Below are 21,185 nucleotides of genomic sequence, written 5' to 3'. Positions count from 1 at the left end.
GATTAAGAATGCTGCAATATTCAGAAGTAGTGAAAACGATTGTTTTAAATCCGATTGCTCTGCTAGATGATGAATTGAATTTTAAGCTTGAAATTTTGAAAAACGGTAACGGAAAGTTTTACGCACGTTTGTTCAGATTGGAAACATACAAAGTAAAACCATCTTTTACCCAAGACATACTCGCAGATGAAGCACAATATGTACTGGATTTACATACCGTTCCTGAACTCGGGGATACTTCCACACTTTCTGCGGAAGATTGTTTAAATTCAGCACTACAAGCATTACAAAAGAAATTCAGTTAATGGTTATTTTTAAACCCGTTTAAAAGCGTTTCAGACGGCCTTCAGCCAAAATCCCTGTATCTATTTATCAAGCGATACAGGGATTTTTTCATGCAATACGCCACACCGATATCCAAGCATTGGCAGCTTGCCCGCGAGGGCAACGGCTTGGCGCAGGGTGCGGACGATATCGACCTGTGTATCCACAACATTTTGGCGACCCGCAAAGGGTCGGATGTTACCCGCCCTGATTTCGGCAGCAATCATTTTGATTATCTAGATACCCCTGAAGACGTGTTTATCCCCAACGCCGTGCGCGAAGTCATGCTCGCTATCAACACGTGGGAAAAACGCGCGGTGGTTGAAAAAATCGACTTCGGCGGCCATGCCCCGCATCTGACGATGACGGTATTTTGGCGGGTAACGGATGACGTATCGGGCGAGATTTACGCCACATCGGTCAACTTGGAGCGGGCATCATGGATTTGAGCAAACTCAGGCGCGAAGACGTTAAAGCGGTTGATGACGATTTGGCCAAAGTGTTGGCCGAAACCATTGCCGACTACGAATCACGCAGCGGCAAAGTGTTGCAGCCCGCCCATATCGAGCGGCTGCTGATTAACACCTATGCCTACCGCGAAATGCTGGTGCGTAAGGCCGTAAACGAAGCCTACCGCCAGCAGCATCCCCGTTTTGCTACGGGATTGATGCTGGATTTGTGCGGCGATGATGTCAACACGCCGCGCCTGCAGGCATCGGCCGCGCGCTGCACCATCCGTTTTACTGCCGCCCTAAGCGGCATTCAGACGGTCTTTATCCCCGTCGGTACGCTCGTCTCGGTAGATGATGTGTCATTTGAAACCACCGAATCAGGCACTTTATCGGCCAACCGTAGCACGCTTGATTTGCAGGCCGTCTGCACGCAGAACGGAGCGGTCGGCAACGGCTGGTCTGCTGGGCAGATTAGCCGCTTGGCCAATCAGCCGGTGGCAGGCATTGAGGTTAAAGCCGCCAACACCACCGTGCCTGCGGGCGGGGCGGACGTGGAATCGGACGATGCCTACCGCGTGCGTATTTTGCTGGCGCCGGAGAGCTTTTCGGTAGCCGGGCCGGTGGGCGCGTATGAATACTTCGCCCGCCGTGTGAATCCGACGATTTGCGATGTGCATGTCGACCATAAGCGCACCCCTGCCGGAGAGCCGATTGGAGGCCAAGTCGAGGTAACCGTACTGACTACCGGCGGCCAGCCGTCGTCCGAACTGATTAACGAAGTGACCCGCGCCTTGTCGGACGAGCGTGTACGCCCGTTGTGCGACACCGTTACGGTTGCCGCTCCCACGGCCGTGGATTATGCGCTGGATGCCGAACTGGTGCTGTTTAACGGTGTGCACGCGGATGAAGCGGTAGCGGCCGCCAAAGCGGCATGGTCGGCCTACGAGTCCGCCCGCCGCGAAAAACTCGGGCTGGACATTGTGCCTTTGGATATTCAGACGGCCTTGAAAGTGCCCGGTGTTTACAACGTAGTGCTGAAGAATCTGCCGCTGCGCGTGGTTAAGGCCAATCAGTGGTCACGCTGTACATCGGTAAGCATTACCGCTGCCGCGGAGTACGCCGATGGCTAAATTAACCTACGCCGACATCATTGAGAGGGATCAGCATTACAAAATGCTGGCCGATTTGGGTTTGCGCTTCAACGGTATCGATACCGTGAAACTTATGCCGCGTTTGGTCGAGCTGGTTGCTCCCGAACATCTCGAGCTGCTCGCCGAGAGCCGCAGCATATTAGGCGCGGACGGCTATTGGCTGGCCGAAAGCGACCAAATGCGCCGCCGCCTGATTAAAGGTGCCTACGAGCTGCACCGCTACAAAGGCACGCCGTGGGCAGTCCGCGAAATCGTGCGGCGGCTCGGGTTCGGCGAAGTGCAGATTATCGAAGGCATGGGTAACAAACACCACAACGGCGAGATTACCCGCGACGGCACTTACAGCCACGGCCACAGCGACCGTTGGGCGCACTACCGCATCATCATGAATAACGTCATTACCAATGATCAGGCAGCACTACTGCGCCATACCCTAAGAGCATTTGCGCCCGCCCGCTGCATATTGGCTGCGTTGGATTACCAAGCCAGCGCATTGAGACACAACGGCCGCGCTTTACGCGACGGCAGATTTAATCGAGGAACCGCATAATGGCAAACCTAAACGAAACCGCTACTTGGGAAGCTGGAATCTACCAGTGGGAAACCTCAGACCCGGTACAGGGCGGCCCAAACGGTATCGACAATAAGCCTACCCGTCAGTTGGCCAACCGCACGCTATGGCTGAAAACCGAAATTGCCAAAGCCGTAGCCAGCATCGGCAAAAACAAAACCGACGGCGAGAATATGTTTGCCCGCAAAACCACAAACCTAACCGCCGGAGCCGGTTTAACGGGTGGCGGCACGTTGGGCGGCAATGTCCAATTTGCACTCGGCACGCCGGGCACATGCAGCGGCAACACGACCAACTGGGCAGGTAGCGACACCCATACCCATCAGCTTGCCGCCGCATCGCCGACCGTGGCGGGTGTGGCTAAGTTGATTAATAACCTGACTACGGACGATGCCGATAGTGCATTGTCGGCCGCAATGGGAAAAAAATTAGCCGAAGAAAAAATACCAAATACCACACAAGACTTTATGCGTACATTGGGCGAGTTTAATCCCGGTAAAAGCGGATTTGTCCGTACAAACGGGGGTAGCTTGAACGGTAATATTCTACCCAGCATGGAGATACATATCGGTCATCCCGGCTATGCCCATGGTGCACACTCGCGCGGTATCGGGTTTGCCTACGGGACGAGCTGGGGCATCTACACAACCGCTTGGGACGGGACAGGTAACTACCGAGGATATAAAGAAATCCTGACCGAAGAAAACGGCGTGATGCTTACAGGCAATCAAACCGTCAACGGTGTTAAAACTTTCGCCGGACTTTTGACGGCAGGCCGCGCCGAACATTGGAGCAAGATGCGTATGCCCGTGCAGAGTGGCGGGCATTGGTTTCTCGAAGCTAATCCACAATCCAACCTTGCCGACGGCGCAACCTTAAAGTTCAACATCAAATATGAACAAGAAAGCGGGCAAGTTCGGTATATACATTTCCCCGAGTTGGGCAACAATAACCACATGGTTGCATATCAAGATTGGGTGACAACCAAAATCAATGCTGCAACAGGCGCGGTTAACGACAAAATTGCCAACGCCACGCCGTCGGGCATGGTGGCTTACTTTGCCGGAGCCAACCCGCCGCCGGGCTGGCTCAAAGCCAACGGCGCAGCCGTATCCCGCACTACCTATGCCGCCCTGTTTGCCGCCATCGGCACAACCTACGGCGCAGGCGACGGGCGCACTACCTTTAATCTGCCCGACTTGCGCGGCGAGTTTGTCCGCGGCTTGGACGACGGGCGCGGGATTGATAGTGGCCGTGCGTTGGGCAGCCGTCAGATCGGTACGGTTGTCGGCGCCGACAGCCAAGATGGCGCGGCAACAATAGGCGTAGCCATCGCGGGCATCAAGAGTAATTACGCCCAAACGGCAGGATCATTGGGTATGGATACCGTTGATATGTCGGATTACTCCAATGCGCGCTTGGTTTGGTCGGGCGGCAGGCAATCAGGATTGCAAGCGGCCAACCCCGACAGCAACGGCCACTTTAGCGGCGTTGCCCGCCCCCGCAATATCGCATTACTGGCCTGCATCAAGATTTAAGGCCGGCATAAACCGTAGGGCGGGCATCCCTGCCCGCCGCATCAAACAAGGAAGCAGCAATGACCCAAAACATCCAATGGACAAAACCCGTCTGCCAATTAGATTCAGACGGCCTGTATCTCGGACAAACCGAGGCCGATTTAGACATCAACGCCCGCGACGGCAGCTACATTATCCCCGGCGGCTGCATCGACACCGCCCCGCCCGAAACCCGAGACGGCCACGCCGCGCGTTGGACGGGCGAGGCGTGGGAGTACATACCCGACCATCGCGGACAAATAGCCTACCGTACTGCAGACGGCCAAGCCGTGATTGTAGATGCTGTGGGCGAGCTTTCAGACGGCCTCACATTTGAAGAGCGCCCGAGCTTGTGGCACACATGGGACGGCAAAAAATGGATGATTAGCGAGGAATCTAAGGTTGAGCAGCTGAATCAAGTCAAAGCTGTCAAATTAGATGAAATCAATGGCAAAGCTCAAGAGTTTGTTTGGCAAGTATCTAAAGCTTACGAAGTACCGGAATTTGAACGCCAAACATGGTCAATGCAGGCGGCCGAGGCGTTGGCATGGGAACAAAACCCGTCTGCCCCTACACCGCTATTGGCACAAATTGCCGCCGACCGTGGGTGTGATTTAGAAGGCCTCCGTGCAAAGGCGCTGCAAAAAGCCAAGCAGTTTGCCGCCTTGTCGGCGACGGTGGCCGGGCAGCGTCAAGCTTATGCCGACCGGCTGGAGCAGGCTCAAGATGTCGACAAGGTTGAGGCCATCAGCCCTGTTTATCATTTGCCCACCCATCCCGTACAGGCATCATCTGATGTAGATAATCTTTAAACCCGTTTAATAGCCCGCAGTAGACTCCCGCCTTAATATCCCTGCATCTTTATGTGGGGATTTTTTTATGAAAATAGCGTTATATAAAGGTACTTTGCCCGGATGGCGCGGCTGGATTAGCCGCTTGGTGCGTTTCGCCGACAGCGGCCCGTACAGCCACTGCGAAGTGGTGTTTTCAGACGGCATGTGTGCCTCGGCCAGCTGGCTTGACGGTGGCGTGCGGTTCAAAAAAATCAAATTCAACCCTGATCATTGGGATTTTATCGACATCGGCTCCGGGTGGCCGTCTGAAACACTGGTCAAAGATTGGTTCGAGCAACGCACAGGCTTCCGCTACGACTTGCCGGGCAGTTTGGGTGTGGTGTTCCGCCCATTCCGCCAACGTCAAAATCGTTGGTTTTGCAGCGAGGCCGTTGCCGCCTCTTTGGGTATCAGCGAGGCTTGGCGCATCAGCCCCAATATGCTGGCCGCGTTGTTTTTGATACGCAAATAAAAGAAGTCGTCTGAAATCCCAGACGGCCCAAATATGAAGAAATATTAAAAGACGGCGACGTGCCGGTGCGGCAACACCGACACGCCAGCCAAGCAGATGCCCCCTGCGTTAGCTTCGAAGCCGCCACCTCGCGAGGCAGCGGCATTTTATCACTAACGCATAGGATGAATGCAAAAAATGAAACATCGTTGCAAAAATTGTAACAAGCTGTTGGCAATCGGCATCGGCCGCTTTGAAATCAAGTGTCCGCGTTGCCATACGCTCAACAACATAAGCTCTTTAACAACTCAGAATGCCGGTGAGCATCCAATCCCAAAGGAAAGTATATGCCCACCAACAAACCCGCGCCGTTAGTTCCGTGGATGGGCGGCAAACGCCGCTTGGCCAAACACCTGCTCCCTATGTTTCCCGAGCACCAATGCTACGTGGAGTTGTTCGCAGGCGGTGCTGCTCTGTTTTTTCTGCGGCCTCAGCCCGCCAAGTGTGAAGTGCTTAACGACCTCAACGGCCAACTCATCAACTTATATAGAGTTGTACAGCACCACTTCGACGAGTTCGTGCGCCAGTTTGAATGGACATTGACCAGCCGCGAAGTGTTCGCCCGTCTGCAATCCACCCCGCCTGAGTGCATGACCGACATCCAGCGGGCGGCACGTTTCTTCTACCTGCAACACACCGCCTTCGGCGGCAAAACCATCGACCAACATTTCGGCACGGCCACTACAGGTGCAGGCTTTAAAGCCGCCGACATAGCAGGCCGTCTGAAAGCAGCGCAGCAACGCCTGAGCGGTGTATATATAGAGAACGAACCGTGGGAAAAGTGCTTCAAACGCTATGACCGCGAACACACCTTCTTCTACGCCGACCCGCCTTATTGGCAGCTTGCCGGCTACGACCGCGCCTTTGATTGGGCACAGTACGAACTACTGGCCAAGATGATGGGGGAGTGTAAAGGCAAGGTCATGCTGTCCATCAACGACCACCCGGATATTCTCGAGCTGTTTAAAAACTTCCGCATCCACCGCCTCGAGCTTGCCTATTCAATCTGCCGTGATAAAACGCAAAAGACCAGCGGCGAGCTGGTCATCTGCAACTGGTAGATAAAACAAAAGCGACTACATCGTCGCTTTTGTCATTCTGCTTTCCCGAGTTCGGTATAATTTGCAAAAGTATTTCACAGAGTGCAACAAATTTAAATCCGGTTTATCTCAAAAAACGCGCCGATTTTTCGCGCGCGGCTTCAATTACCGGGCTTTTGCATCCGATATGGCTATGAAACCGAGTGCTGCTACCATTGGTGTTAGGGCACGGAAAAGGCCGTCTGAAAATTTTCAGACGGCCTAAATTTCAGACGGCCTTAAATTTCAGACGGCCTTAATTTTTCAAACGGCCTTAATTTTTCAAACGGCCTTAATTTTTCAAACGGATTTTAAGTTTGGATTTGTTGTTGTCGGAAACGGTTTATTTTCTTTTACAGCTAATTAAAAAGCCCGATTAAAAAATCGGGCTTTCTGTCGTTTCCTCAGTTCAATAAAGGATTATTGAGCCATTTGAACAGCTTGAATCGCGGTCAATGCAACGGTGTAAACGATGTCGTCTACCAGGGCGCCGCGGGACAGGTCGTTTACAGGTTTACGCAGGCCTTGCAGCATCGGGCCTACGCTCAATACGTTGGCATTGCGCTGTACTGCTTTGTATGTACAGTTGCCGGTGTTCAAATCCGGGAATACCAATACGGTAGCTTGGCCTGCAACGGTGCTGCCGGGGGCTTTGGATTTTGCCACGCTCGGTACGGTTGCCGCGTCGTATTGCAGCGGGCCGTCGATGTCCAAATCCGGGCGTTTGGCTTTGGCGATTTCGGTCGCTTGGGCTACTTTTTCTACTGCTGGGCCTGCGCCTGACGTGCCGGTAGAGTAAGAAATCATGGCTACTTTGGGCTCGATGCCGAATGCTTTGGCCGAGTCTGCAGATTGGATGGCGATATCGGCCAATTGTTCTGCGGTCGGGTCGGGATTGACGGCGCAGTCGCCATAAACCAAAACTTGATTCGGCAGCAGCATGAAGAATACGCTCGATACCAAGCTGGCGCCAGGGGCGGTTTTAATCAACTGCAAAGCAGGGCGGATGGTGTTGGCGGTGGTGTGAACCGCGCCTGATACCAAGCCGTCTACATCGTTTTGAGCCATCATCATGGTGCCCAAAACTACGGTATCTTGCAGCTGTTCGCGTGCTTGCTCGGGTGTTAAGCCTTTGCTCTTACGCAGTTCGCACATGGGCTCTACATATTGTTCGATTAATGTGGCCGGATCGATGATTTCCAAAGAATCGGGCAAGGTAATGCCGCGTTCTTTGGCAACTGCTTCCACTTCGGCACGCGGTGCCAGCAATACGCAACGGGCAATGCCTTTTTCATGGCAGATGGCGGCGGCCTGTACGGTGCGCGGTTCGGCGCCTTCCGGCAAGACGATCCGTTTGTTGGCTTTGCGCGCGGCTTCCATCATGCTGACACGGAATTGTGCCGGAGACATGCGGTTGGTAACTTTCAATACGGCGGCAGTATCTTTGATGTTGTTTACGGAGCCGAGATAGGCTAAGCCGGTATGTTCGGAAATGGCGGCGCCCAATGCGTCGTTTTCTTGTTCCAATACGAAGCCGGCGAGAATGCCTGCGGCGGTCGTATAGATTTGTTTAACCATGTTCAGGCGTTTGGCGACGCTTTGGGCATCGTCGTCTGCTTTGGCGACGAAAACGACGTTGGCATCTACGGATAAGGCGATTTCCAAGTTTTTAGTCGGTAAAACCGAGCATTCCAAATCGGGTTTGGCACCTTCGATAACGACATTTTCAGTATTCAGGGCGGCGATGTCGGAAACCAGTTTGTCCAGCCAGTCGTCGCCTTTGCCTGTGCAAATCAATAATTCGGCTTGACCTGCATCGTCAAACGCACGGAATGCGGTGGCGTTTGGCAGAGCCTTTGAAACCGCTTCGACGGCTGCGTAGCTGTCGATACGGCCGGAAACAGGTACAACTAATACATTAGCCATAAATTATCCTTTATTAACCAAGAGGGAAAAATTGTTGTGATTATAGCATTACAATCGGCATTTTATATCAAAAGGCCGTCTGAAAAATATCTGAAAAACGTGTCTTCCGGTTTTTAGACCGAATAAATATACAATAAAATTAATGCCTTGTATTAAATTTTTGAAAAATATTTGAATGCGGCTGCGGGGGGGGGGCGGGTGTTTTGAGGCCGTCTGAAAAATATCGGGTCGAGTTGGTATCGGCAGGCAGGCTTGTACCGAGGTTGTCGGTGTTCGGTATCAAGCATAACAGCGGTTCAGGCAATCAGTTTTAAAGCCTGCAAGCCTTTGAAAATGCCGTCTTCACCGACTGCCGGGCAAATATAGTCGGCAGCGGCTTTCAATTCAGGATGTCCGTTGCCCATCGCAACGCCGAAACCGACGGCCTGCATCATTTCTATGTCGTTCAATCCGTCGCCGAAAGCCATTGTTTGTTCGGGTTTGATGGCCAACAGCGATAGGGCGTGGCGGATGCCTCGGGCTTTGGAGCTGGAAATATCGAGCATATCGACGGCATTCGGGTGCCAGCGGACGGTTTTGTAACCGTATTTTGCGGCTTCGCTGCTGACGATATCTTGATGTTCCGGATAGAAAACCAGCATTTGAAACACGTCGTGGTTGCGGTAAAAATATTTGTCAGTCGGATAATCGGGAATAATGCCGGTTAGCGCATCTTCAACCAATGGTACCGACTCTGAAACGGCGATGGTGTGGTCGGCGACAAAAGCGTAGGGAATTTTGCGGTTTTCCAAAAATACACACATTTTTTCGATTTTTGCCTTATCTAACGGCTGTTTGTCGAGAATTTCGCCGCGATGACGGATGATCTGTCCGTTGGTTGTCATGATCAGATCGATTCCTGCTTGGCGGATAACGTCGTGCACTTTGGGCGGAATGGCCGCAAAAGGACGACCGGTGGAAATGGCGGTTAAGATACCTTGCTGTTTTAATGCCAACATGGCCTGTAATACCGACGGGCGTAAAATATCGCCGGATTTTTGGTAAATCGTATCGTCGATATCAAAGAAAATGATTTTAGGGGTAAGCATGATGGTGTGCGGAGTAGTGAACCGGACAGCAGTATAACAAATAAACCGGCTGTCGATATCCGGTCCGGCTGTCTCGGAATTTTTCGTGCGTGTCAGGGCAGTGAAAAAAATACGGTAATAGTGAAGCGGTTTTTGATGTGGTGCTTTGTCGGTAAGGCCGTCTGAAAATCAGGAGGTATCGCGCAAATTTTCAGACGGCCTGTTTTAAAGTTTGTTGAGCATGATGAAGGCCGTCTGAAAATATGAATCATAAAGGTTCGAGCTTGAAGGTAATTTAGCTGTATTCTTTCACTCTGCGGTATAGTAATATATGTGCTGGCGACCGGCTTGGGTTTCTATAAATATACGGTATCCTGGCGGTCGGATAATAAAGGGGGCGGATTGCCCGACTTAATCTTCCGAATAGATGATTTTATTGGAAAATAATTAGAAATCATCTTGTTATCGTTTATAATCAAACATTATACAAACCTTGCAGGAAAAATGATGAAACAACCACAAACCGCAATTATTCCGGATCATTGTAAGGCCGCTATTTTTATTGAAGCCAATGTTGCCCTAGAAAAACGCTCGGACATCCCCCGTGCATGTTCAGCTGCTTTGGCGGCGTTGTCAGAAATGCAAACCCAATTTCCCGACAGCGTTTTGGGTTTGACCATCGGCTTCGGCAGCGAACTTTGGAAGGCTTTCGGGCATACCGGGGAAGGCGCGGAAATTAAGCCGTTCCGTGCTTTGGGAGGCGGTTTGGCACCGGCAACCCAACATGATGTGCTGTTTCATATCCAGTCTATGCGCCCGGATGTGAATTTTGCTTTGGCGATGAAGCTGGTGGAGATTTTTGAAGGTATCATTGATGTGCGTGATGAAACGCACGGCTTCCGCTGGATTGAAGACCGTGGCTTGGACGGTTTTGTCGACGGTACGGAAAATCCGCAAGGCGATGAGAATGTTGCCAACGTGGCGCTGATTCCCGGCGACCGGGAAGATGAAGGCGGCAGTTATGTGATGGTTCAGAAGTACCGTCATGATTTGCATAAATGGAAACAGGTGCCTTTGGAAGAACAGGAAGCGTCGGTAGGCAGATCCAAAGTGGAGAATGAGGAGTTTAGCAAGGAAGTGCGTCGTGCGGATTCTCATTTAGGTCGGGTAAACATCAAGGAAAACGGCGTGGGTTTGAAGATTGTCCGCCGTAGTCTGCCGTTTGGTAAAGCCTCGGGTGAGCATGGTTTGATGTTTATCGCTTATTGCCGGACCTTGCACAATATCGAAGCGCAACTGCTGAGTATGTTCGGCGAGGCGGACGGGAAAACCGATTTGCTGTTGAAATATGTTACCTTGCCGGTTTCCGGAGCGTATTACTATGCGCCTTCCGTTGACCGTTTGAAAGCACTTTGATTGCTTGAGGGTTGAGCTTGAGGCCGTCTGAAATTTTCAGACGGCCTTCTGTTTCTGAATGATGTTATTTGTGTGAAATTATGTTTACCGATACCCATTGCCATCTTGCCGATAAGGCTTTTACAGGGAACTTGTCCGATGTTTTAAACCGTGCGACGGAGGCGGGCGTGAGCCGTTTTATTGTGCCTTCTGCTTCTGCGGCCGATTTTGATAAAGTGTCCGCATTGTCGGATACAAACGGTATACATATTGCATTTGGCATTCATCCGTGGTTTGCAGGGCAGGCATGCGCCGATGATTTGGTTGAAGTGGAAAAGAAATTGTTGGCGTTTCCTCGGGCATGGGTGGGTGAAATCGGTTTGGATTTTTATGATAAGGCATTAACGGAGGAGCAGAAACGGATCCAGATTGATTGGTTTCAAGCCCAATTGCTGCTGGCGGAAAAATTAATCCGCCCGGTGATTCTGCATAATTTGAAGTCGTCTGCCGTGATGTTGGCGGTATTGAAAGAATCGGGTTTCAGTAGGGGTGGGATTGTGCATGCTTTTTCGGGAAGTCTTGAAGAAGCTCAAGGGTTTATACGGTGCGGCTTGAAGATCGGTATCGGCTCGCTGTTGTTGAATCCGACTGCTAAAAAAGTCAGATTGGCAGCGGAAAGATTGCCGTTGGATAAGATGGTATTGGAAACAGACAGCCCTTTTATGTTGAAGGATTCGGTCAACGAACCTGCCAATGTGGCTGCGATTGCGGAAATAATTGCAGAAATCCGCGGCATATCTGTGGACGAGATTGCAGAACAGACCGAGCGTAATGTGGCGCAATTATTGGATTTTTGAATTTATATAATCTATAAAGTTTTATAGCAAATAAACTGTATTTTTGATATTGCCGGGACATAAAAATAAGTTTATTTGCTATTGGCCGTCTGAAATTTCAGGGTGAATCAGGGAAGATACGGCTGGAGTGTTCTTCTTAAAATTTCCATATCGGTAATTTCAGTAATGTTTGCTTTGCCTAATTTATCCAAGCCGATAAAACGCATAATACCGCTGCTGACTTTTTTATCATGTTTCATATGCTCGATCCAGCGTTCGAAATCAAAGCAGGGCGGTTCGACAGGAAGATGGGCGGCATCAAGCAGATTGCGTATTTTTTGCGTATCTTGGGCATTGATACAACCTAGTTCTTCCGACAAACGGCAGGCTAAAATCATGCCTGCTGCGACTGCTTCTCCATGCAGCCAGTTTCCGTAACCTTGTTCTGCTTCAATCGCATGGCCGAAAGTGTGCCCTAAATTCAACCAAGCGCGGATGCCCTGTTCGGTTTCATCTTGGGAAACGATTTCGGCTTTCATATGACAGCAATGATAAACGGCTTCGATTAGGGTAGGGCTGTCTTTTGCTACAAGCAGATGAATATTTTTTTCTAACCATTCAAGGAAATGTTCATCTCCTAATGCACCGTATTTGATGACTTCGGCCAAACCTGCTGATAATTCGCGGGCAGGCAGTGTGGATAAGGTATTCAAATCGGCCAGTACGGCTTGAGGTTGGTAAAATGCACCAATCATATTTTTCCCCAAAGGGTGGTTGATAGCCGTTTTGCCGCCCACAGACGAATCAACCTGACTGAGCAGGGTGGTAGGAATTTGAATAAAAGGCGCGCCGCGTTGGTAAGTGGCAGCGGCAAACCCTACCATATCTCCAATGACGCCGCCTCCCAATGCGATTAATGTCGTTTTTCTTTCGGCGCGGTTTTGCATCAGACCGTCAAAAATCAGATTTAGGGTTTGCCAGTCTTTATACTGCTCACCGTCAGGCAGGATGATACTGAAATTCCGTATGCCGGCATGGTTAAGGTTCGCAGAAAGTTTGTCTAAGTAAAGTGGGGCGATGGTTTCATTAGTAATGATGGCAGCCTGTTTGCTTAAGTAAGGTTGGAGCAGATCGGCAGCATTATCAAGCAGATGTTCGCCGATAAAAATCGGATAACTGTGGGACGGGGTATTTACATTAAGGGTACGCATAGGATTATTTGCTCTGGGGAAGGATATTCAGCAAATGCTCGAGTGTTTTATAGCAGTTGGGTTGGTCTGATTCGACTACAACATCGGCAAGGGAGCGGTAAATATGGTCTCTTGCGTTATAAAGTTCTTGCAGCTTGGCTAAAGGATTATCCACCTGAAGCAGGGGACGGTTAGTGTCGTGCTGGGTACGCTTAAGAAGAACTTCGGGAGAAGCATGCAGATAAATAACGGTACCGCGCTTTTTGAGAAAAGATTGGTTTTCCGGACGTAAAACTGCACCGCCACCGGTTGCCAATACAATATTTTCCATGTGGGTAAGTTCGTTTATCACGTTGCTTTCACGGTCGCGAAATCCCTGTTCGCCTTCTAATTCGAATATGGTAGGTATGGATACGCCGGTTCTTTGACATATTTCATGATCACTATCAAAAAAGCAACGGTTAAGCCTTTGGGCAAGCTGCTTTCCCAAAGTGGTTTTTCCGGCTCCCATCAAACCGATTAAAAATAAATTGCCTGCTATGGTATTCATAGCAGGCATTTTAAACGAAAAATAATATTAAGTGTTTAATTTATCGGTTAATCAATTCGGGCTTGAATCTATTAATAACGAAGATTGCTGCCTTGATTATCCATGATGCGGGGTGTGATGAAAATCAGCAATTCCTTGCGAGCTTCATTGCGCGATCTGGTTTTAAACAGATTGCCTAAAACCGGGATATCGCCCAATAAAGGAACTTGGTTGACAGTGTTGGTATTTTCTTCTTCATAAATACCTCCGACGATTAATGTACCGCCATCCTCAACCATGGCTTGGGTTTCCAGGCGCTTGGTGCTGACACACAAGGTTTGTTGGCCATCGACAATGCCACACTCATTGGGGTTATCTTTGTTGATTTTGATATTCATAATAACCTGACCGTCCGGAGTGATGTTGGGTGTAACGGTTAAACCCAATACGGCTTTTTTGAACGATACCGAAGTGGCACCACTCGACGTGGATTGCTGATAAGGAATTTCGGTACCGGATTCGATGGTTGCTTCTTTTCTATCCTGAGTTAACACTCTTGGATTAGAAATAATTTTCCCGCGGTTTTGTTCTTGCATTGCGGATAATTCCAATCCCAAAGCGCCTGAAGCGATAGAACGTACCAAAGCGATACTGCTGGTTGCCGCTGCTGCCGGTAGATTCACATTAGGATTCATGGAGAAAGGTTCGGGATTCGTCAATGTGCCGTTAATTTGATCCCTAGCGCGGTTATATTGGTTGGTAACGTGTGTTCCTTGATTATTAACGGCATTACTCCAATTGGATCCCCAGCTGTTACGGGAAGTATTGGCAGTGTAACCAAATTTAGCCCCCAAACTGCGTGAGAAACCGTCTTTAGCTTCAACAATACGAGCCTCTACCATCACTTGACGGGTAGGTACATCCAGTTCGTCAATCAGTTTTTGGAATTTCCGGATAACATTGCTGTTGTCCGTTAAGATCAAAGTGTTCGTGCTTGGATCAATTAAAGCACTGCCACGGCTGCTCAATAATGTATTGGAATTATTATTTTGACTGCTGCTTTTCTCATCCAAACGTAAAATTTTTCTGAATTCTTCTACGTTTTTATATTTTAATTGGAATGTTTGAGAAAATAGTGGACCCAGCTCTTCAATTTCTTTTTGAGCTTGCAGTGTCGACTTATCTTTTGCCAACAGCTCTTCTCTAGGAGCAATATTAATGATATTGCCTTGTTTGCGCATATCTAAATTGCGGGCCTGCATAACCAAATCTAAGGCCTGATCCCAAGGCACATCTTTTAAAGTTAAAGTCATTTTTCCGTTAACGCTATCGCTCGCTACGATATTGGTACCGGATTCTTTTGCCAAAATCTGCAAAATTGTTCTAACTTCAACATTTTGGAAGTCTAAAGAAATTTTTCTACCGTTAAATGCTTTATTGACATTTCCGGGTACGCCTTGGGTAGAGAGATTACTCTTCTGAGTAATCTCAAATTGGAAGCGGCCATTGGCATTTTGCGTTTTGAAAGCCCAGCTTCCTTGGTTTTTGATGACAAGCTGAGTGTTATTACCCAGTCGTTTCATGGTTACATTATGTACAGGCGTATTGAAGTCACGAACATCGATACTTCTTTGAGATTGGGCCGTAATCGGATAATTCTTTAAAGTAACGATTAATCGGTCTTGCTGTTGTTTAATATCCGGCTGTCCGGAGAATGCAGGTGCGTTAAATTCGACAATACCGGAATTTTGTGCGCCTTTTCTGAAATCTATATTAGCTGTCGCGATAATTTGCTCAGATGGCTTACGGGCCTTATGATTTTGCTCATTTATATATGCATTGGTTTGAATTGGTGCGGCTTTAGACTGAGTTGAGCTGGGGGCTTCTTTAATATAAACCCAAACTTCATTACCTTTGATTTCGGTATTGTATTGCCCGGCTTTATTTAAGCCTAACAGAAGCCGTGCACGATTATTATTTTGGGCACTTGTGATTTGATTTAGCAAGGGATCTGCATACTCCAATACAGGGTTCGCTAGCTTGATATCCGTACCGGCAAAATCTAAAGCAATACGGGCAGGTGTTGAAGTAACAAAACCGCTTGGATTAATAGGATCTTTATCAAAAGTAATTTTGATAATTTTTTGGTTATTAGGCAAACTGGATACGTTAATATCTGTAATATTGCCAGCCATAGCGGAATGCATGGCAGTAAACATTAAACCTATTGCTGAAAGAGCTTGAAAATTTCCTGGTTTCATGATGATTAATACCCCCGTAAATTATTTATTGCCTGTAGGCGTTGTTTTATCTTGATTTGTTTCACCGCTACTCAGCAGTAGTTCTGCCTCACGGAAAACCCAGTTTCCTTGACTATCTTCCACTACTTCACGTAGTAAAATTTTATCGGCAGTGATACTTTTAATAAGCCCAAAATTTTGCCCGATATAGTTACCTTCTGCAACTGTGTAAATATGGTTTTCAGCTTCAATAAATCCAGAAGTTTGTTTGCCGTTTTCCAATAGGCCGACGTATTTTAGATTCTCTAAACTAAAGTTTTCCAAGACTTCTTTAGGGCGGTTTAAATTTGGAGCGTTGGCGCCTCTGTGAATCATATTTAACCGTTTAGGGTCAAATGCATTTAAACCATTTTGATTAGGAGGAATATAAGGCGGCATAGGTTTTACAGATGGCGCTTCGAACGGTTTGATATTTGCACGAGCTTGTTTCTGTGTATTTTGCATCCATTCTTGAAGATCTTCATGTTCAGAAGAGCAGGCGCTAAGTAGGGTTAAACCCGTTAGAATAAGTATTTTTTTTATCATTTTGGTGTTGTCCCCGAATTATTGTTCTTCAGCTGCTGCACTTGCAGCAGCAATATCTGCAGTAATTTCTTCAGAAGTACGTGCTTTATAGGTATTGGCTGTCGCAATCATAGTCAGTAAATTATTTTTGTCATCCTTGTGTTTATTAATTTTTAAGGATTCCAACGTAATAATTCGGGATAAAGAGCCAACATCACGAGTAAATTCACTAATTTGGCTATATTTTCCTGTAATGGCAATATCATGTGGCAAAACTTGTATTGGACCGTCTGTTACCGGTGCTTGAGGAGTTAGGCTGTCCATGCGTAATCCATTTTTAGAGCCGGCTTGGTGAAGCTCTTGAATTAAGTTGGGTATCTCGGTTTCAGATGGCAGTTGTTTTAATAGCACGTTAAAGGACATTCTGATTGCAGTGAGTTCAGCTTTCAGATTATTTAAGCTAGCTGCTTGAATGCTTTTTTGGGTGTATATTTTTTTTAGCTCCAATTCTTTTTCTTGTGTAGTAGAGAGCTCTTCCAATTGGGATTTAAAGATTGCAAAATAAGCCAAAACAATGACAAGTAGTGTTACTAAGCATGCAATAATAATTTTTCCCAGTAAGTTCAGTTTATATAGATTTTGAAGATCAAGATCTTTTAAATTTTGAGCAGACATTTTTATTTCCCTTGGTCATCATGCATTACTTCATTAGAATTATTTTTGAAGTTTAATGTAATTTTTAAAGTAAATTCCTGAATATTCTCAACTTTTTTGATGCTTAGTAGCTCAGGTTGCTGGAAGATGCCAGTGCTTGGGATGGAGCGCATAAACATGGCAATTCTATTATCACTTAATGCATGCCCTGTAATGATATAGGTATTTGCATCCTCTGCATTAATGGCAGTTAAATAAGTTCCTTCAGGAATAAGTACATTTAACGTGTCTAAAATATACGCAGCTTGGAAGCGCTTTTCTTGTAATTCTTCAACTTTTTTCTTTCTCGAAATAAAAATTTCCTTTTCTTCTTTCAGCTTTTTGATTTCCTCTAATTTTTTATCGATGCGGTTAATTTCATTACTTAAAAAAGTATTCCTGTTTTCTTGTGAACGGATAGTTTGATTGATTGCAAAATATATAAAAGTAGAGACAACTAAACCCCCTGCAAGAGCTGCCAAAATCATGAGCTTGAATTTTTGTTTTTGTTTATTTTTGATTTCTTCCCTATATGGAAGCAGATTGATTTTAATTAATTCAATCATTTTACAGTCCCCTTAAAGCCAAACCAAAAGCGATAGTTAGTGAAGGTGCATCAATTTGAAGTTTTGATAACTCTATTTGATTTCCACTCTTAATATAAGTAATAGGGTTAATACATTGTGTTGCGGTGTTCGTTTGAGAAAAAACAGCTTCTGCCAATCCTGTTTGTTGAGATGCAATACCAGTTAAAAAGATATGTTTAACGCTTGAGTATTGATCATTAGGTTGGGTTGTATAGTAAAACTGTAAAACACGTTGAATTTCTTGTGCAACTTGGGCGTTGAAGCGATCTGCAACCAATGTTTGGTAATCTGAAGGTCTATTGCCGGTGTACATCATATTATCGGCTTTTTCTTCAGTAACCTGATAGGTTCTTTGGATTAATTGGTTTAGCTGTTCGTCACTTACAGGTGTTTCTTGTTTATATAAAATTTGGCCATTTTGAATAATTAATGCGTACATTTGTGTCGCATATATGCCAAAAATAGCGATTTTATCGTTGGTGAATTCCGTGGCGTAATTATTGATCCAATAGTTGAAAGCATTACTTTGTGCAAAAATGTCTATATCCAATGCTGAAAGTGGTAAGGAGGCATTTTCAAATAATTCGATTCTTGGATCTACTTCATCCTTTCTGGAAATAACGAGTAAAACCTTTTGACCGGGAGGAGCTAATGATGGTCCTGTGATTTGGAAGTCGTAATTCATTTCTTCCAAAGGGGAAATTTGCGAAACTTCTGACTCGACAAACTCCTCTATTGTTAAATCGGTTTCTTTATTGTTATAAACCAAATTTTCAATAGTGGCTGTATTTTGTGGCAAAGATGCGACAATGTTTTTTTTTGGAATGCCAGACTGTGAAAATGCATGTTGTAAATATGCAACTAATTGACCGTAATCTTGGATTTTATTACCTTTGACAATATTTGCAGGTAATTTAGTGATGTTGTATTTTTCTAGCTGGATTTGGTTTAAACTGCTACCTGAAAGCTGAACAATTCGGATAGAGTGCTGGTTGATATCAACACCGATTGAATAATGGTTTTTTATGCTTTTTTGATTTTTTGCGTGAGTAATTATTTGCATAATTCAGAGCTTTCTTAAGTGTTTGGGTGGGTAAATTAACTTAATAACCGTAACGTATGTTGGTAACACCTTGTTTATTGATTGGTTTTTAGTTGAATTGATTTAAGGTGTTAACTTCAATTTTCTATTGGATACGTTATTTTACTATTTATTACTACTTATGGCGATTATTGTTTGGTCATGATTAAAAAAATTATAACAACTTGTATTGGATTACTGTTGGGATTGCTGTTTTTTGCAGTGGGGTTGATAGCTATAGCGATTATGGTTACTTACCCTAAACTGCCGTCATTGGATTCTGTGCAGCATTATCAGCCAAAGATGCCTCTGATGGTTTATTCTTCGGACGGGAAACTTATCGGCATATATGGAGAAGAAAGAAGATCCTTTACTAAAATTAGTGATTTTCCCCAAGTTTTAAAAGATGCAGTTATCGCAGCTGAAGATAAGCGTTTTTATGAACATTGGGGGGTTGATGTTATGGGGGTTTTGAGGGCTGTTGCCGGGAACGTAGCTTCCGGTAGTGTGCAGTCAGGAGCCAGTACCATTACTCAACAAGTGGCTAAAAATTTTTATCTGACGAATGAGCGTACTTTTACCAGAAAATTTAATGAGGCATTGTTGGCTTACAAAATTGAGCAATCTTTGACTAAAGACCAAATTTTAGAATTATATTTCAATCAGATTTACTTAGGTCAGCGAGCTTATGGTTTCACCGCTGCGGCACAAATTTATTTCAATAAAAAAGTGAAAGATTTAACTTTAGCTGAGTCTTCTATTTTAGCAGGCTTGCCTAAAGCACCTTCTGCTTTTAATCCTATTGTAAACCCTGAACGTGCAGTATTAAGGCAAAACTATATTTTGAACAATATGGTTGAATTGGGCATGATTGCGCCTGCGCAAAGGGAGAGCGCGTTGGCAGAAAAATTGCAATACAAGCGGTATACAGAAGATATAGATCAAAATGCATTATATGTTGCAGAAATGGTGCGGCAAGAGCTATATGAAAAGTATGGCGAAGATGCTTATACACAAGGATTTAAAGTTTATACGACCGTCGATACAGGTAATCAGCGTGTTGCAACTGAAGCCTTGAGAAAAGCTTTGCGTAATTTTGATAAAGGAAGTCGTTATCGTGGTGCAGAGCATTACCTTGACTTAAGTGAATCTGAAAATATTGAGGAATCTATCAGTCGTTATTTAGACGGTATTTATGCAGTAGATGGAATGCTTCCTGCTGTTGTGCTTTCTACGTCTAAAAAAGGTGTGGAAGTTCAATTGCCGGATGGTAAGAATGTGTTGTTGAATAATGCGTCCTTGGGCTTCGCAGCCAGAGCAGTCAATAATAAAAAGATGGGGGATGCACAAATTCAAAGAGGTGCTGTTATTAGGGTGAAAAGAGGTGCTAAGCAATGGTACGTAGTGCAGGAGCCATTGCTTCAAGGTGCACTGGTAGCGCTGGACGCAAAAACCGGAGCTGTTAAAGCTTTGGTAGGAGGATATGACTTCCACAGCAAGACATTTAATAGGGCGACACAAGCTCAGCGTCAGCCCGGGTCATCATTCAAGCCGTTTGTTTATTCTGCCGGCCTTGCAAAAGGGATGACGATCTCTACAGTTATTAACGATGCTCCCTTATCTTTACCGGGAAAAGGACCGAGAGGTAGTACTTGGAATCCGAAAAATTCAGACGGCCGTTATTCGGGTCCGATTACGTTAAGACATGCATTGGCTTATTCTAAAAATATGGTTTCCATACGTATTTTAATGTCTGTGGGCGTTAATTATGCGCAACAGTATATTCAAAAGTTTGGTTTTAGTGCTGATGAAATTCCGCCTAGCTTGTCTATGGCATTGGGCTCAGGTGTAACCACTCCGTTAAAAATGGCGGAGGGTTACGCAGTATTTGCCAATGGGGGATACAAAGTATCGTCTTATGTAATCGATCGTATTTATGATAGCCAAGGGCGTTTGAGAGCACAAATGCAGCCTTTGGTTGCTAAAGAAAATGCACCTCAGGTTATTGATCCAAGAAATGCATATATTATGTATAAAATGATGCAGGATGTGGTGAGAATTGGCACGGCTACTAAGGCCAAAGCGTTGGGTAGATCTGATATAGCAGGAAAAACAGGGACAACCAATGACAATAAGGATGCATGGTTTGTTGGATTCAATCCCAACATAGTGACTGCAGTATATATTGGCTACGATAAACCACGGAGCATGGGCAAGGCTGGTTACGGCGGTACGATTGCACTGCCTGTTTGGATCGATTATATGCGTTATGCATTAAATGGTGTTTCAAGCAAAGGCATGGATATGCCGCCAGGTATGGTGGGTAAGGACGGTAATGTTTATTTGAAGGAGCAACAGGTAACGAGTAGTTCTTTATCTTTGGATAATGGAGGGGCGGTAACCTCTGGAGAAAGTAAGAAAACAGCTCCTGTGACTTCTCCTTCCAATGATGGGGAGACAGTTGTGCCTCCAGTTAATCAAGAACCGGCTCCGAAGCCCAATAATTTGGACTCTTTATTTTAAATCTAGCCGCATTATGTAATACAGCCGGAATCGGGGTTTGGGATTCCGGCTGTTTTTTCAAATAAAACAGCTGAATT

21 protein-coding genes are annotated in these 21,185 nt (G+C 46.3%); 12 read left to right on the top strand and 9 right to left on the bottom strand.

The genetic code is table 11. The features are described 5' to 3' along the window. Positions 1 to 8: 8 nt before the first annotated feature. The 9 genes from EL309_RS02375 (at position 9) to EL309_RS02335 (ending at position 6,459) form a co-directional block, all read left to right on the top strand. A complete protein-coding gene (locus EL309_RS02375; RefSeq protein ID WP_004283000.1) occupies positions 9 to 305 on the top strand; it encodes a hypothetical protein in 297 nt (98 codons plus the stop codon). A gap of 90 nt (positions 306 to 395) precedes the next feature. Further along, on the top strand, positions 396 to 773 hold the full coding sequence (locus tag EL309_RS02370; protein ID WP_004283001.1) for a GPW/gp25 family protein: 378 nt from the start codon (positions 396 to 398) through the stop codon (positions 771 to 773). Further along, entirely contained in the window at positions 764 to 1,906 is a 1,143-nt protein-coding gene (locus EL309_RS02365) for a baseplate assembly protein (RefSeq protein ID WP_004283002.1), read from the top strand. Before EL309_RS02370 ends, EL309_RS02365 begins: the two co-directional genes overlap by 10 nt. After that, a complete protein-coding gene (locus EL309_RS02360) occupies positions 1,899 to 2,477 on the top strand; it encodes a phage tail protein (protein WP_004283003.1) in 579 nt (192 codons plus the stop codon). Before EL309_RS02365 ends, EL309_RS02360 begins: the two co-directional genes overlap by 8 nt. Continuing rightward, complete coding sequence (locus tag EL309_RS10765; RefSeq protein WP_004283004.1) at positions 2,477 to 4,036, top strand: phage tail protein; 1,560 nt, start codon at positions 2,477 to 2,479, stop codon at positions 4,034 to 4,036. Before EL309_RS02360 ends, EL309_RS10765 begins: the two co-directional genes overlap by 1 nt. A 59-nt stretch (positions 4,037 to 4,095) precedes the next feature. Continuing rightward, the gene (locus EL309_RS02350; protein ID WP_004283005.1) at positions 4,096 to 4,866 is read left to right on the top strand and encodes a hypothetical protein; all 771 of its coding nucleotides are present in this window, start codon (positions 4,096 to 4,098) and stop codon (positions 4,864 to 4,866) included. A 67-nt stretch (positions 4,867 to 4,933) separates the two neighbouring features. After that, complete coding sequence (locus EL309_RS02345; RefSeq protein ID WP_004283006.1) at positions 4,934 to 5,359, top strand: hypothetical protein; 426 nt, start codon at positions 4,934 to 4,936, stop codon at positions 5,357 to 5,359. A gap of 168 nt (positions 5,360 to 5,527) precedes the next feature. Then, entirely contained in the window at positions 5,528 to 5,713 is a 186-nt protein-coding gene (locus tag EL309_RS02340; protein WP_331852467.1) for a Com family DNA-binding transcriptional regulator, read from the top strand. After that, on the top strand, positions 5,686 to 6,459 hold the full coding sequence (locus EL309_RS02335; protein ID WP_040669604.1) for a DNA adenine methylase: 774 nt from the start codon (positions 5,686 to 5,688) through the stop codon (positions 6,457 to 6,459). Before EL309_RS02340 ends, EL309_RS02335 begins: the two co-directional genes overlap by 28 nt. Positions 6,460 to 6,897: 438 nt before the next feature. Here EL309_RS02335 and pta read toward each other — a convergent pair whose 3' ends face one another. Beyond that, complete coding sequence (gene pta, locus EL309_RS02330) at positions 6,898 to 8,403, bottom strand: phosphate acetyltransferase (RefSeq protein ID WP_004285018.1); 1,506 nt, start codon at positions 8,401 to 8,403, stop codon at positions 6,898 to 6,900. 296 nt (positions 8,404 to 8,699) lie between these two features. Further along, positions 8,700 to 9,491, bottom strand: a complete 792-nt coding sequence (locus tag EL309_RS02325) for a Cof-type HAD-IIB family hydrolase (protein ID WP_004285019.1) — start codon at positions 9,489 to 9,491, stop codon at positions 8,700 to 8,702. Positions 9,492 to 9,974: 483 nt separating this feature from the next. Here EL309_RS02325 and EL309_RS02320 point away from each other — a divergent pair, with 483 nt between their 5' ends. Both EL309_RS02320 and EL309_RS02315 read left to right on the top strand, forming a co-directional pair. Further along, positions 9,975 to 10,886, top strand: a complete 912-nt coding sequence (locus EL309_RS02320) for a Dyp-type peroxidase (protein ID WP_004285020.1) — start codon at positions 9,975 to 9,977, stop codon at positions 10,884 to 10,886. Between the two features lie 77 nt (positions 10,887 to 10,963). Continuing rightward, positions 10,964 to 11,722 (top strand): TatD family hydrolase, encoded by a 759-nt coding sequence (locus EL309_RS02315; RefSeq protein ID WP_172795974.1) that lies wholly within the window; start codon positions 10,964 to 10,966, stop codon positions 11,720 to 11,722. Positions 11,723 to 11,829: 107 nt separating this feature from the next. Here EL309_RS02315 and aroB read toward each other — a convergent pair whose 3' ends face one another. The 7 genes from aroB to pilM form a co-directional block, all read right to left on the bottom strand. Beyond that, positions 11,830 to 12,912, bottom strand: coding sequence for a 3-dehydroquinate synthase (aroB, locus tag EL309_RS02310; protein WP_004285022.1), 1,083 nt, complete (start codon positions 12,910 to 12,912; stop codon positions 11,830 to 11,832). Positions 12,913 to 12,916: 4 nt separating this feature from the next. Then, a complete protein-coding gene (locus EL309_RS02305; protein ID WP_004285023.1) occupies positions 12,917 to 13,450 on the bottom strand; it encodes a shikimate kinase in 534 nt (177 codons plus the stop codon). Positions 13,451 to 13,512: 62 nt separating this feature from the next. After that, entirely contained in the window at positions 13,513 to 15,681 is a 2,169-nt protein-coding gene (gene pilQ / locus EL309_RS02300) for a type IV pilus secretin PilQ (RefSeq protein WP_036494673.1), read from the bottom strand. 21 nt (positions 15,682 to 15,702) lie between these two features. Further along, complete coding sequence (locus EL309_RS02295; protein ID WP_036494688.1) at positions 15,703 to 16,242, bottom strand: pilus assembly protein PilP; 540 nt, start codon at positions 16,240 to 16,242, stop codon at positions 15,703 to 15,705. A gap of 21 nt (positions 16,243 to 16,263) precedes the next feature. Next, a complete protein-coding gene (locus EL309_RS02290) occupies positions 16,264 to 16,899 on the bottom strand; it encodes a type IV pilus inner membrane component PilO (protein WP_004285026.1) in 636 nt (211 codons plus the stop codon). A 2-nt stretch (positions 16,900 to 16,901) separates the two neighbouring features. Beyond that, the gene (locus EL309_RS02285; protein WP_004285027.1) at positions 16,902 to 17,483 is read right to left on the bottom strand and encodes a PilN domain-containing protein; all 582 of its coding nucleotides are present in this window, start codon (positions 17,481 to 17,483) and stop codon (positions 16,902 to 16,904) included. 1 nt (position 17,484) lies between these two features. After that, entirely contained in the window at positions 17,485 to 18,567 is a 1,083-nt protein-coding gene (gene pilM, locus EL309_RS02280; protein WP_004285028.1) for a type IV pilus assembly protein PilM, read from the bottom strand. A gap of 180 nt (positions 18,568 to 18,747) precedes the next feature. Between pilM and EL309_RS02275 the strand changes: the two genes are divergently transcribed. Continuing rightward, positions 18,748 to 21,108, top strand: coding sequence for a penicillin-binding protein 1A (locus EL309_RS02275; RefSeq protein WP_004285029.1), 2,361 nt, complete (start codon positions 18,748 to 18,750; stop codon positions 21,106 to 21,108). Positions 21,109 to 21,185: the final 77 nt, after the last annotated feature.

Source organism: Neisseria weaveri (assembly GCF_900638685.1).
GTDB classification, from domain to species: domain Bacteria; phylum Pseudomonadota; class Gammaproteobacteria; order Burkholderiales; family Neisseriaceae; genus Neisseria; species Neisseria weaveri.
The sequence above is the reverse complement of the archived record's forward strand: the minus strand, read 5'-3'. Positions and strand labels throughout refer to the sequence as shown.

Coding starts and splice junctions, on each gene's coding strand:
- EL309_RS02320 (WP_004285020.1), top strand. CDS start 9,975: ATGATGAAACAACCACAAACCGCAATTATTCCGGATCATTGTAAGGCC.
- aroB (WP_004285022.1), bottom strand. CDS start 12,912: ATGCGTACCCTTAATGTAAATACCCCGTCCCACAGTTATCCGATTTTT.
- EL309_RS02360 (WP_004283003.1), top strand. CDS start 1,899: ATGGCTAAATTAACCTACGCCGACATCATTGAGAGGGATCAGCATTAC.
- EL309_RS02290 (WP_004285026.1), bottom strand. CDS start 16,899: ATGTCTGCTCAAAATTTAAAAGATCTTGATCTTCAAAATCTATATAAA.
- EL309_RS02345 (WP_004283006.1), top strand. CDS start 4,934: ATGAAAATAGCGTTATATAAAGGTACTTTGCCCGGATGGCGCGGCTGG.
- EL309_RS02335 (WP_040669604.1), top strand. CDS start 5,686: ATGCCCACCAACAAACCCGCGCCGTTAGTTCCGTGGATGGGCGGCAAA.
- pilM (WP_004285028.1), bottom strand. CDS start 18,567: ATGCAAATAATTACTCACGCAAAAAATCAAAAAAGCATAAAAAACCAT.
- EL309_RS02275 (WP_004285029.1), top strand. CDS start 18,748: ATGATTAAAAAAATTATAACAACTTGTATTGGATTACTGTTGGGATTG.
- pta (WP_004285018.1), bottom strand. CDS start 8,403: ATGGCTAATGTATTAGTTGTACCTGTTTCCGGCCGTATCGACAGCTAC.
- EL309_RS10765 (WP_004283004.1), top strand. CDS start 2,477: ATGGCAAACCTAAACGAAACCGCTACTTGGGAAGCTGGAATCTACCAG.
- EL309_RS02375 (WP_004283000.1), top strand. CDS start 9: ATGCTGCAATATTCAGAAGTAGTGAAAACGATTGTTTTAAATCCGATT.
- pilQ (WP_036494673.1), bottom strand. CDS start 15,681: ATGAAACCAGGAAATTTTCAAGCTCTTTCAGCAATAGGTTTAATGTTT.
- EL309_RS02365 (WP_004283002.1), top strand. CDS start 764: ATGGATTTGAGCAAACTCAGGCGCGAAGACGTTAAAGCGGTTGATGAC.
- EL309_RS02305 (WP_004285023.1), bottom strand. CDS start 13,450: ATGCCTGCTATGAATACCATAGCAGGCAATTTATTTTTAATCGGTTTG.
- EL309_RS02325 (WP_004285019.1), bottom strand. CDS start 9,491: ATGCTTACCCCTAAAATCATTTTCTTTGATATCGACGATACGATTTAC.
- EL309_RS02285 (WP_004285027.1), bottom strand. CDS start 17,483: ATGATTGAATTAATTAAAATCAATCTGCTTCCATATAGGGAAGAAATC.
- EL309_RS02350 (WP_004283005.1), top strand. CDS start 4,096: ATGACCCAAAACATCCAATGGACAAAACCCGTCTGCCAATTAGATTCA.
- EL309_RS02370 (WP_004283001.1), top strand. CDS start 396: ATGCAATACGCCACACCGATATCCAAGCATTGGCAGCTTGCCCGCGAG.
- EL309_RS02340 (WP_331852467.1), top strand. CDS start 5,528: ATGCAAAAAATGAAACATCGTTGCAAAAATTGTAACAAGCTGTTGGCA.